The organism is Mycoplasmopsis sturni DSM 22021 (genome assembly GCF_000701485.1).
Classification (GTDB): Bacteria; Bacillota_I; Bacilli_A; order Mycoplasmatales; family Metamycoplasmataceae; genus Mycoplasmopsis; species Mycoplasmopsis sturni.
Window position 1 is genome coordinate 23,764 of record NZ_JNIZ01000004.1, and the last position, 12,445, is coordinate 36,208.

At 30.2% G+C, this 12,445-nt stretch carries 12 protein-coding genes; 7 read left to right on the top strand and 5 right to left on the bottom strand.

Going from position 1 to position 12,445, the window contains the following annotated elements; genetic code table 4:
* Nucleotides 1-933, top strand: coding sequence for an NAD(P)/FAD-dependent oxidoreductase (locus tag Q349_RS01530; RefSeq protein ID WP_036464268.1), 933 nt, complete (start codon nucleotides 1-3; stop codon nucleotides 931-933).
* Between the two features lie 98 nt (nucleotides 934-1,031).
* On the opposite strand, the gene Q349_RS01535 is transcribed toward Q349_RS01530, so the two are convergent.
* Genes Q349_RS01535 through glpO form a run of 3 tightly spaced genes read right to left on the bottom strand, consistent with a single transcriptional unit; the run spans nucleotide 1,032 to nucleotide 4,587 of the window.
* Nucleotides 1,032-1,865, bottom strand: a complete 834-nt coding sequence (locus Q349_RS01535; protein ID WP_036464270.1) for an MIP/aquaporin family protein — start codon at nucleotides 1,863-1,865, stop codon at nucleotides 1,032-1,034.
* Nucleotides 1,865-3,388, bottom strand: a complete 1,524-nt coding sequence (gene glpK / locus Q349_RS01540) for a glycerol kinase GlpK (RefSeq protein WP_036464273.1) — start codon at nucleotides 3,386-3,388, stop codon at nucleotides 1,865-1,867. The genes Q349_RS01535 and glpK overlap by 1 nt, the downstream gene beginning before the upstream one ends.
* A gap of 44 nt (nucleotides 3,389-3,432) precedes the next feature.
* Entirely contained in the window at nucleotides 3,433-4,587 is a 1,155-nt protein-coding gene (gene glpO, locus Q349_RS01545; RefSeq protein ID WP_036464276.1) for a type 2 glycerol-3-phosphate oxidase, read from the bottom strand.
* 435 nt (nucleotides 4,588-5,022) lie between these two features.
* On the opposite strand from glpO, the gene Q349_RS01550 reads away from it, so the two are divergent.
* The 5 genes from Q349_RS01550 (at nucleotide 5,023) to msrA (ending at nucleotide 8,972) form a co-directional block, all read left to right on the top strand.
* Nucleotides 5,023-5,997 carry a hypothetical protein gene (locus tag Q349_RS01550; protein WP_036464279.1) on the top strand — a complete coding sequence of 325 codons (975 nt, stop codon included), beginning with the start codon at nucleotides 5,023-5,025 and terminating at the stop codon, nucleotides 5,995-5,997.
* Nucleotides 5,998-6,084: 87 nt separating this feature from the next.
* The gene (locus Q349_RS01555; RefSeq protein ID WP_036464282.1) at nucleotides 6,085-6,501 is read left to right on the top strand and encodes a hypothetical protein; all 417 of its coding nucleotides are present in this window, start codon (nucleotides 6,085-6,087) and stop codon (nucleotides 6,499-6,501) included.
* An 8-nt stretch (nucleotides 6,502-6,509) separates the two neighbouring features.
* Nucleotides 6,510-7,199, top strand: coding sequence for a (d)CMP kinase (gene cmk, locus Q349_RS01560; RefSeq protein WP_036464285.1), 690 nt, complete (start codon nucleotides 6,510-6,512; stop codon nucleotides 7,197-7,199).
* Nucleotides 7,192-8,499, top strand: coding sequence for a ribosome biogenesis GTPase Der (der, locus tag Q349_RS01565; RefSeq protein WP_036464287.1), 1,308 nt, complete (start codon nucleotides 7,192-7,194; stop codon nucleotides 8,497-8,499). The genes cmk and der overlap by 8 nt, the downstream gene beginning before the upstream one ends.
* On the top strand, nucleotides 8,499-8,972 hold the full coding sequence (msrA, locus tag Q349_RS01570) for a peptide-methionine (S)-S-oxide reductase MsrA (RefSeq protein ID WP_036464289.1): 474 nt from the start codon (nucleotides 8,499-8,501) through the stop codon (nucleotides 8,970-8,972). Before der ends, msrA begins: the two co-directional genes overlap by 1 nt.
* Before the next feature lie 162 nt (nucleotides 8,973-9,134).
* Here msrA and Q349_RS01575 read toward each other — a convergent pair whose 3' ends face one another.
* Entirely contained in the window at nucleotides 9,135-10,322 is a 1,188-nt protein-coding gene (locus Q349_RS01575) for a phosphopentomutase (protein ID WP_036464291.1), read from the bottom strand.
* A 626-nt stretch (nucleotides 10,323-10,948) separates the two neighbouring features.
* Entirely contained in the window at nucleotides 10,949-11,818 is an 870-nt protein-coding gene (locus Q349_RS01580) for a DegV family protein (protein WP_036464293.1), read from the bottom strand.
* A 45-nt stretch (nucleotides 11,819-11,863) separates the two neighbouring features.
* Here Q349_RS01580 and tapR point away from each other — a divergent pair, with 45 nt between their 5' ends.
* Nucleotides 11,864-12,445, top strand: coding sequence for a TyrS-associated PheT N-terminal domain-related protein TapR (tapR, locus tag Q349_RS01585; RefSeq protein WP_036464295.1), 582 nt, complete (start codon nucleotides 11,864-11,866; stop codon nucleotides 12,443-12,445).

Below are 12,445 nucleotides of genomic sequence, written 5' to 3' on the forward strand. Positions count from 1 at the left end.
ATGCAAACTAAATATGATTTAATTATTATTGGTTCAGGACCTGCTGGACTTAATGCTGCTTTATATACTTCAAGAGCAAATCTTAAAGTAGCATTTATCGAAAAAAGCGCTCCAGGTGGAAAACTTTCTTCAACAAGTAAAATTGAAAACTGACTAGGAACCGAAATGGTCGATGGATGACAATTAGCAACTTCATTTTTTGAACATGCTAAGTTGTACGGAGCCGAATATCTTTATGGTGATGTAACCGAAATTATTAACCATGGTGATTTTGACAAAGAAGTTGTAACTTCAAATGGAAAAAGTTACCTTGGTAAAACAGTTTTAATTGCTTCAGGAATGAGAAATAAAGTTCCGCACTTTATCAAAAATGTTGAAAACTTAATTAACCGTGGGGTAAGTTTCTGCGCAATTTGTGATGGCCCCCTTTATAAAAATTACCCAACCCTTGTTCTTGGAGGAGGTAATTCAGCAGTTGAAGAGGCAACATATTTAAGTAAAATTGCTTCTGAAGTTCACCTTGTTGTTAAAGACAACTTCTTTAATGCTGAAAAAAGATTAGTTGATGATTTACTTAAACTTCCAAATGTTAAAGTTCACATGTCTTCTCAAATTAAAGAACTTATTGGAGAAAGCAAACTTGAAGGAGCTATTATTGTTGATCAAAACAATAATGAATTCAAAGTAGAAGTAGCTTCTTTCTTCCCATACATCGGTTTAGAACCAGTTGCTTCATTTGCTTCAAAACTTGATATTTTTGATGAAAAAGGATTTATTCTTACTGATGAATTTATGCAAACCAAAGTCAAAGGAATTTTCGCTGCCGGAGATATCAGACATAAAGATATTCGTCAAATTGTCACAGCTGCTAGTGATGGAGCTATTGCCGCTAAGAAGATTTCGGATTTATTAAATTCAGAAGAAGCAAACTAAAAAATCCATTACCCTAATATTTCTTATTAATTAAAATAACAAACAAAAAAGGAAACTATTGTTTCCTTTTTCTTTTTGGCTTAAAATTAATTTTAAATTTAAGATATCGCTAGTGCAATTCCACCGATAATTAGACCTGATAAAGCAGGTGCTAAACCGGCATTAATTAATCCGTATTTAAAATCAGCACTAACAATATTGTTTATTTTTTTAGGAAAAATTTTTGATGTAGCAAAATATACTAATCTAGGTCCAAGGTCACGTGCAGGGTTAATAGCATAACCAGTTACTGAACCTAGTGACATACCAATAGCAGCAACTAAGAAAGTTACTGGAAGTGGACCTAAGTGTGAAATTCCACCATATGAAACTTTCACGATACCTTCTTCTGCGTTCATTAAAACAGAATGACCAGCGTTAGCTCCTTTTGAAAAAGCAAGAATAACACCAACAAGCACTAAAGTTCCAACTAATTCATATGCGAAATTTTGTACATGAGCCTTTGGGTGAGAAGGCCCTGTTGATAAGGTGCTTTTGAGTACAGCAGCATCATTTTCAATTACGTGTTTTCAGTTTATAAATACAAGCAATGAAGCAGCAAGAATTGCCCCGATAAATTGCATAACAATGTATAGTAAAGCAGCTCCAATATGAGTACCGATATTACTTTTAACAGATTCTTTTGATAAATCTGAAAGGGTTACAAAAAGAGTAACAGCTGGATTTAGATGTGCGCCACTATTAAAGGCATTTGCAACTAAAACTCCACACATAACGCCAAATGCTCATCCAAAAGCAATAAGAACTCAATTACCTCCTGAATTTTTAGCGAACATTTTCTTAAAGGAATTACTTGCATTAACACCGCAACCTAATAAAATTAAGATAAAAGTTCCTAGAAGTTCTCCTAATAAAGGTAATCCAATTGACATTATTTTACCTCTATTTCTTTGATTCAATTAAAAGTACGTTTAACAGCTATGTTTCAACCATGGGTAAGTTTTTCTACTTCTTTGTCGCTGAGTTTTGGAGTGAATTCATGATCAACAATAGTGTTTTTTTCAATTTCAATTAAGTCTTTTCAATACCCTGTTGCTAACCCAGCTAGATATGTAGCACCAAGCGCAGTTGTTTCGGTATTTTTAGGACGTACAACTTTAACTTTTGAAATTGACGATTGAAATTGCATTAAGTAATTAGATTTACTTGCTCCACCATCAACTTTAAGTACAGGTATTTCTTCGTTAACATCAGATGCCATTGCTTTAATTAAATCATTTGATTGATATGCAATAGATTCTAATGTCGCTTTTACAATGTGTTCTCGTTTTGTTCCTCTTTCAAGGCCAAAAATGGCACCTCTTGAATATGAGTCTCAATAAGGAGCTCCAAGACCAGTGAAGGATGGGACAAGGTAAACATTATGTGTGTCATCTTTAAGGGCTAACTCAGCATAAAAATCACTTTCTGCTGAGTTATAAAGTAGTTTTAAACCATCACGAATTCATTGAATAGCAGCACCAGCTATAAAAACAGAACCTTCTAATGCATAAACTGGTTTTTCATTTCCTAGTTGTCAGGCCACAGTTGTTAATAATTTATTTTTAGATAATAAAGGTTTTTCACCAATATTCATTAATGTAAAACATCCTGTTCCGTAGGTATTTTTTACCATACCTTTTTTGTGACAAAGTTGACCAAATAAAGCAGCTTGTTGATCACCTGCGACCCCAGCAATAGGCACTCTCCCGCTAGCTTTAAGTGATCAATGGTGCGGTTCTACTTCTCCGTATATTTCAGAAGATGATTTAACTTCAGGCAAAATTTCAAGAGGGACCTCAAAAAGTTCTAATAGGTCACTATCTCACTTCATTGTATTAATATTAAATAATAATGTTCTTGAAGCATTAGAAACATCAGTTGCATGTACACGACCGTCAGTCAATTTTCAAATTAATCATGTATCGATCGTTCCTGCAAGTAACTTACCTTCTTTATATGCCTTTTGAGCAGCTGGCACATTTTTAAGGATTCATCTAATTTTAGTACCTGAAAAATAAGGGTTAATAATTAATCCGGTTTTTTCACGAACTAAATCTACTTTATCTTGTAATTTTTCACAGTAATCGCTAGTTCTTCGATCTTGTCAGACAATAGCATTGTAAACTGGCATACCTGTAGTTTTATCTCATAATACGACTGTTTCACGTTGATTAGTAATTCCTAATGCAGCAACATCAGTTGATTTAATTCCTGCTTTGTTTTTGGCTGACTGCATTGTTGCTAATTGGGTATTTCAAATTTCTAATGCATCATGTTCTACTCAACCGCTTTTTGGGTAATATTGAGTAAATTCTGCTTGAGATGTTGCAACAATTTTAGCATTATGATCAAAAACAATTGTTCTACAAGAAGTTGTTCCTTCATCTAGTGTAATTACATATTTATCTTTCATGGTTCTCCTTGATGATTAATTATGAAAGGATCTTTTATTTATACTTAGTAAACATCAATTTTATAATCGGGTTTAAAATCTTCTCTTTCTTTAAGATCTAATTCAAGTAGTTTAACAATTTCTTCAGCTATAGATGGAGCTGAAGAAAGAGCAGGTGATTGCATTCCACCAGCAATTAAGAAGTGAGGATTATTTTTAGACTTTCTAATTACAAAGTCATTTGTTTCAATATCAATAGGTCTTGAACCAGAAAGTGTCATGATAGTGCGCTCTAATTTTAATGATGGAATAATTTTTTTTCCAATTTCCCCGATGTGTTTGTATTTTTCGGGTGTAACTAAACGAGTATCTTCTTTTGCTACTCCTTCTTCGGCGGTAGGTCCTACAAGGTATTTGCCATCAAGAGTTGGAGCAACAATTACTCCTTTACCATAAATTGTTGGCACTTTAAATAATACAGAGTGAATAAGATTTGGATCGTAGTTGTCTAAGATTCTATATTCACCACGTCTTGTTGTTTGTTTAAAGTCATCAAATCCATTTTCATTTGCGATTTTATCAGCATAGTGCCCAGCAGCATCAATCACTTTTTTAGAATAAACTTTTTCTTTTCCGTTAATTTCAATTTCAAAAAGTTTAGTCGACTCATCTCATGTTATTTTTGTAACTTGTGAATTAACTTTTAATTCTGTTCCGTTTTGTAAAGATGCACCTAATAATGCACGAGTTGCTTCAACCGGCTGAATTGCAACAGATGAGGTACAAAGCAATGCCCCTTTCACTTCAGGATTAACATTTGGTTCGCGTTGCATAACTTCTTCGCGGGTCAAAATTTTTAAGTCTTTTGGATCTAATTTATTAATTAACCCACGTTCATATAACATGTGAATGTGTTGCATTTCCTCTCCTTCATCAAAGGCTAAGATAAGAGAATCAATTTTTACTCTAGGAAACTTTAAGTGTTTAAATCATTTTTCTTGTCACTTTCTATTTCCTGCAAGGTTAAGTTTTGCTTCGATTTTATGTGGCTCAGGGTCAAAACCACCATGAATAAGACCTGAGTTTCCAAGTGATGTTTCATTGGCTACTTTTGGGTTTTTTTCAAATACCACAACGTCCAATTTATATTGCGCTAATTCATATGCAATTGAAGCACCGATAATACCAGCACCAACAATAGCTACATCGTATTTTTTCATGAAATTCTCCTTAATTTTTTTAAATACATAATAATTATATTACTTACAAAATGTTAAATAGAAACATTTCCATATTTACTATATTGATGTGCTATTTTTTTCAAAAGATAATAAGAAAACCCTAAGTTTTTTATTTTGTACTGAAAAATTTTCATTCTAAGAATTATTGCTTTATATTGTTGGTTATTGCAATCAAAAAAAGGTTTAATTCTAATTGATAAATTAATTTTATTAAGAATAAAACTATAAGTGAGAAAAGATTACTTATGTAGATTTAATGTTAGTCTTTGTGTGTTAATTAGGCTAATTTTAGTTTAAAAAAAGATCTAAAAATGGTATACTTTATTTATTAATTGAGTGTTAAAAAATAAACAAAAACAAAATTCAAATCTATAAGATATAGTAAAAATCATTACTCTAAAAAAGGATTTACTTATGAAAAACAAATTAATTATTGCCTTATCTTCGCTTGGTGCTATTGTTCCTGTAGCTGGAATTTCTGCATCAGTTGCTCTTACTCAAAACGTTTCAAATAAAGAAGAAATGTCAGCGGAAAAAGAAGTTGCTTCATCTGCTGAAGAAAAAACAACCGAAAGCGAAATGTCAGAATCTTCGGTACAAGAAGAATTAAAAGCATTTACAAAAAATATTAAAGTTGCTTTAAAAAATATTTCAGAAGAAAGAAAATATCCAAGATTAATTAACTCAAATGATATTTTAGTAACTAAAAATTTCAAAGGGTTCAAATTATTAAACGAAAAAAATACAAAAGTAGAAGTTGTAGTTTTATCAAACCCAAAATTTAAACAACTTATTAGTTCATCATTTATTTTAAATAGAGTTAATCAAGCAGCCAATCAAGGACAAGCACCATTATTAATTAGAGTAACCTACGGTGATTCAAACTTACAATCAAGTGTTATTAGAACATGAACAGTTAGTGGTTTAAAACATGAAAAACACGAAATGGAAACAGTTTTATTTCCTGTTAAAGTAGCAACAACACAAGGAATTGAACTTGCAACCAAATTCACAGTAGAAGAAGCTAAAGACTTCTTAGAAAAAAATAATACAACTAATAAAAGATTACCAATTAAACAAGTTCAATATTATCAATCATTAAATGAAAAAAATACCGAAAATGAAGAACAAACAATTAGCAAATATGCATTCGGATTTAAATCATATGGTTCAAAAGATATTATTAATCAAAACAAAATTTTATTAGTATCACCTGAAGTATTTGAAAAAATTCAACTTGTAGATTTTAAAGGTCAAGTAGATTCTAAAAAAGAATCGAATAACAAATATTTACCAGCTACATACGATATTGAGACCGGTAAATTAGTAGTTACATTTAAATATAAAGATGGAACATCAGAAGTAAAAACTTTCCAATTAGGACAGTAATATTTAAAACCCTTTTTTTGGGTTTTTTCTTTTATTTGTTGCTTGAAAATGATATAAAAACAAGTTTTTTAAGGTAAAATTGATATTATGAAATTAAGCGGTCAAAACAATGATTTTAATTCTCAATTAAACAATGAATTTGAAGAGTTAAAAGTTTTAAGTTTACAAAATAATCAACAATATTCAATTGATTTAAAATGACTTAAAAAGAAGTTTCGTAACCATATTTTTACCGAGGTTCCTGTTTTGAAACTTAGCAAAAATCCGCTTAATTGGTATCGGTTAAAGCATAACAATCAAAATATTAATCAATTAATTAGGCGATTTTACAATGATAAAATGAAGATTCTTTTTCTTAAGCCATTTTATATTGATAGCTTTAATTTTACAGAAGACGAATTTACACAAATTTTAAAACAAGATCAATTTTCAATTCAACCACGTAACAATGCAAAAATCAATGATGATAAAAATAAGCTCAAGATAGGAAAACTAGAATTATAGGAGAAATTATGGATAATAACATTGATAAGAAGGTTAATATTGCAATTGACGGACCCGGTGGAGCGGGTAAGTCAACAGTATCAAAAGAAATTGCTAAAAGACTTAAATATACCTTTATTAATAGTGGAAGTGTTTATCGGGCAATTGCCTACAATGCTATGACTAAAGGTGCTAATTTAAGAGATAAAGGTGAAGTTATTGCCACTCTTGAAATAGGAATGATAGAACTAAGAGAAGATGAGTCGGTATGACTGCATGGTCAAGATGTGTCAAATATTATTCGGAATCAAAATGTTTCATTAGCAGCCGCTAATGTTGCGAAAATTCAGGAAGTAAGAGATTTTGTTGTAGCTTATATTCAACAAATGACTCGAGAAAATAAAGGTTATATTATTGACGGTAGAGATACAACCTTTAAGATTATGCCGCATGCTGAAGTAAAGATTTTTCTTTGAGCAGAAGCAAGAGAAAGAGCACTTCGCAGACATATCCAAAATACTTCAATGGGTTATCAATCAAGTTTTGAAGAAGTTCTTTATGATATCCAACAACGTGATGCTCAGGATATGAATCGAGAAATTGACCCGCTACACAAAACTGAGGATTCAATTTTAATTGATTGTTCTGATTTATCGTTAGAGGAAGTAGTAACCGAAATTATCAACATAGTAAAAGGAAAGGCAAGAGAAAATGCGTAATACTATTGCAATTATCGGAAAACCTAATGTCGGTAAAAGTACCTTTTTTAACCGTTTAATAGGAAAAAAAGTATCAATTGTTCATGATCAACCCGGTGTAACAAGAGATCGTTTGTATGAAAAGATTAATTGAGTTGGAAACGAAATTAAAATTATTGACACTGGAGGAATCGAAATTGAAAATCGTCCTTTCCAAGAACAAATTCAAATTCAAGCAAAAATTGCCATTGATGAAGCTGATGTAATCTTGTTTTTATTTGATGGTAACAGTGAAATTACTAACGATGACTTATTTATAATGAATATCTTGCGTAAAAGTAATAAACCTATAATTGCAGTAGCTAACAAGTTAGAAAATAATCAAATGTTTGATTATTCTTGATATAAATTAGGGGTAGATCCAATTTTTCCTGTGTCAGCATTACACGGAGAGGGTATTGGTGAAGTATTAGATTATGCAGTGACTTTATTAGATTTTAGTGATGTTGTTGCAGAAGAAACATTTGATTTAGCAATCATTGGAAAACCTAATGCTGGAAAAAGTTCACTTTTAAATAATTTAGCAAAAGAAAACCGTTCTATTGTTTCAGAAATTGCTGGAACAACTAGAGATAGTGTTAAATCTATTATTGAAATTGAAGGCAAAAAATATAATATTATTGATACAGCTGGAATTACACGTAAAAGTAAATTAATTGAAAGCGTTGATCATTATGCTTTGATGCGTGCAATGAACTCGCTTGCTGAAGCTGATTTATCCTTAATTGTTATTGATGCCACTCAACCAGAAGTTTCGCACTTTGATTCAAGAATTATCGGATACGCCTTAGACAACGAAAAACCAGTTATTATTGTTATTAATAAATGAGATTTAGTTGAAAAAGAAACCAATACAATGGCAGAATTTGAGAAAAAGCTTAGAAACAAATTTCACTTTGTGCCATGAGTTCCTTTTGTTTTCATTTCGGCTAAATTTAACCAAAGAATTCCTAAATTAATTCAAACCATTACTGAAGTTAGAACCAATTTAGAAAGACACATTAAGCCAACTTTATTATCAAATTTAATTTTAGAAACTCAAATGATTCAAAAGGCACAACCATTTAATGGTGGAAGGTTAAATGTCTTTTTTGCTCGTCAAGAAAAAGGTAAGATTCCTACATTTACTTTTTTTGTCAATAATAAAAAATATTTACACTTTTCTTACCAAAGATTTTTAGAAAATCAACTAAGAAGCAACTTTAACTTTAAAGGGTGTCCAATTAAAATGAATTTTAAAAATAGAAGGGGTCTAGAATAATGAAAATTATTTATTTAGCAGGTGGTTGTTTTTGAGGTGTGCAAGCATATCTTAAAACTCTTGATGGAGTAGTACAAACTACAGTTGGTTATGCCAATTCTAAAGTTGAAAATCCAACATACGAACAAGTGAAAACAGGTACTACAGGAGCAGTTGAGACTGTTGAAGTAATTTTTGATGAAACAATTTTATCCTTGAAAGAACTTTTAGAAGAATTTTTATCAGTAATTGATCCAAGACAACTTAATTATCAAGGTCCAGATTATGGGACTCAATATCGTAATGGAATTTATTTTAAAGATCCTAAGGATAAAAATATTATTAATCAAGTTTTGACTGAAGTTCAAGAACAATATGAAGAGCCAGTGGTTACTGAAGTTAAAGAAATTACAAACTATTATTTAGCCGAAGCTTATCATCAAGATTATTTTGACAAAAATAGTGATGCCACATGTCATATTAAATTAAAGTAAAAGTCCATTTAAGGACTTTTTTTATTCCCTGACAAACTTATCAATGAAAAAGTTTTACTTTATTTTGTTTTTCATATTAGTTTATTTAAAAGCAAAATAATATAGACATAAATAAAAATAACCAAAATTCATTTGGTTATTTTTAGCTTCATCTTAAAATTATTAAATTAGTTCTTCGAAAATATCATCACCAGTTTCGGTAACAATGTCAGCACCAAAGTTTCTTGCTACAATATTTCCTAATGTTCCTAGCCCATTGAAATTAGGTAGTACTTTAGGTGATTTAAAAGATTTAGAATAAATAGTAGCTGGTAAAAATTCACGTGTGTGGTTAAATCCAGGATAAAGTGGATCATTACCGTGATCTGAAGTCATAATTAAAAGATCATCCTCTTTTAAAACATTAATTAATTTATTTAATTTAACATCAAGTTCGGCTAAATTTTGAGCAAAACCATGCACATTTCTTCTGTGACCATAGTGTGAGTCAAATTGAACTAAATTAGTAAAGACGAATTTATTTTCTGTATCTTGCATTGCAAGTTCAATGGTCTTATCCATTCCGACAGCATCACTTCCACTAGGGATATGTCTTGAAATTCCTTGTCCAACAAATATATCATTGATTTTTCCAATTGAAATAACTTCTACGCCTTTATCCTGTAAACTATTTAAAATAAGTTTAGGAGGTTTATTTGCATAGTCGTGACGGTTAAATGTTCTATTATAATTACCTTCTTCACCGACATATGGGCGAGCAATAATTCTTCCAACATTTCATTCTGGACGTGATGAACAAATTTCACGAGCTGCTTTAGCATATCTATAAAGATTATCTAATCCTGTTCATTCTTCATGTGCACAAATTTGAAGTACTGAGTCCATTGATGTATAAACAATAATTGAGCCGTTAGCTTTTTCTTCGTGTGCAAGCTCATTAATAATTTCTGTCCCGCTACTTGCTTTGTTTCCAATGATTTTTCTTCCATCAAATGCTTTTTCAAGTTCATCGATTAACTCTTTAGGGAAACCATTTTCAAAGAAAGTAGGAAATGGAACAAGTGTTTTGATACCCATCATTTCTCAATGTCCGGCTAATGTGTCTTTTGCATTAGAAACCTCTTGAACTTTTGCCATATATGCAAGAGGATTTTTGACATGGTAATTTCCTTGTAAATTAGTAATATTACCAATTCCTAATTTTCTTCAAGTATCAATTTTGAATTCTTCAACCATTGAAGCTGAGCGAATTGTATTTGCACCAGCATCTCCAAAAGCTTTTTGATCTCGGTCAGGACCAATTCCTAAACCATCTGTTACGATCATAAAAATCCGTTTAAATTTCGGCATATTTCTCCTTATTTTATATAAGCTATATAATAATTTTATTCTTTTTTGTTGAAAACCCTGCAAAAAGACCACAAAAAACCAAAAAATACCAAAAGTATCACAATTTTTTTAAGATTTGCTATTAAGAGTGCTATAATATTTTTGCTATTTTTATAAAATAGCCTCGCTTTAATATTAAAGCTAAAGCGTGTAAATAAATTATGTTTTTATGTTTAATTAGAAATTTTCTTAAAATTTTTCAATCACAATCGCCCTTTTGTTATTTTTTTGTTTTCTTGATTTGATTATAAATCTATAAAAAATAAAGAAATAGAAATAAACTTAATAATTGTTTAATTTTTATCTCTCTAATATTTATTTGATTAAATTTTCTTAATTTTAAAGATATATGTTTATAGATCTTCGAATAAAAAAGCGACTTGTCCTCGCTAACTCCTTTCGTGAATAATAGTTTTCATACTTTTAATACATATTTTAAATTTCTAAATATATATTTCTTATAGATAATAATAAAAAGTAATTATCACAATAGGTATACTTTGCGATCCTAAAAATGTCTTAGGATCGTTTTTTTTTTTTTTGATCAAATTTAATTATTTATAACCTTTAAAAAGAAGACACCATTTTTATGGTGTCTGGATAATATTAGTTAATTTTTCAACAAAATCTTTAGGACCATTATAAGCAATTACAGCAATAGCTTCTGGACCAATATGGATTGAAATAACAGATGGAGAATCTACTAAGTAAGCATCAATTCCATATTTATCTTTAATGTAATTTACATATTGTTGAATTTCTTGGTTTTTCGCATGTAAAATGATAATTTGAGCATTGGGGTTATTTTTAATCTTATCATCAATAATATTTAAAATTGTTTTATTGAAGACCCTTCCTTTACCTTCTTTGAGTAATTGTCCGTTTTCAAATTTAATCATTGGAATAATTTTGAGCAACTTGGCAACAGCAGCAGCTGCAGGTGTGAGTCGTCCGCCTTTAACTAAAAAATCATTATATTTAGGTGCTAAGGTAACATCAAAATCTTTATTAGGACTTTCAATTTTTTGAATTGACTCTTCAAAAGGGCACTGATTTTTTAGTAGTGAATCAAGTTCAAAAATCTTCAATGGTATTAGTTGAGCCACATAAAGAGATTGTACTACATAAACGTTTTCAAAGTCTTGTGCTATTGCAGTTAAGTTGGCTGCCTGTCCTGATAGGTAAGTTGAAATTGGAAAAACAATTACTTTATCATATTTTTGACTTAATTCGGTAAATAATTCGATAGCTAAACCAGGAGCAGATGAACTAGTTTTTGCCATTTTTGAATCTACTGAGAAAATGTCAAATAAATTTGAATTATTAATTTCAATTCCATCTTTATACAAATGATCGTTAATTTCAATTCCTAATGGAAGATAAAATCAACCTAATTTCTCAGCTTGTTTTTTGGTTAAACCTGAAGCTGAATCAATAACATAAGCTATTTTTTCCATTTTTTTATTATATATTAAATTGGTTATTTTAGTAAAATATAAAATATGATATTAGCACACAAACTTAATGATATTTTTAATGGTATTTCAATAGTAACATTTGATAGCAATATTCAACCGATTAAGCAAATTAAAACTACAAACTTTATTTTTTTTGTAAATGAAAAAAATGAGGTACATTCGGCCAATGTTTTAAATAGCGATATTAGCAATCGTTATTTTATTAAAACTTTTAATGCGTTAAATACGAGTCAAAGTGAAGAATTTATTAGTTTATGTTTGCAAGAATTTAGTGAAGGTATTTTTAATAATTCACCTAAATTTGTCTATGGAAAAATACTTAAGCGAACACCTCATCCCAAAAGTGAGAAGCTCTTTGTTTTAGAGATTATCTATCAAAAACAAGTATTCCAAATTGTAACTAACACATTAGATTCACAAGAAAATAAAGTGCTTGTTCTAGCCTTGCCAGGTTCAGTTACTGCAAGTGGTACATATATTATTGCGGGTAAGATGCTTGATGTTAAAAGTGAAGGAATGCTAACCGGATATCAGACACTTGGATTAGAAGGTGAAGGTTTAATTTTTGGTGAGGAAGAAGATCTAGGAAGGGATTTTGCTTTTTAA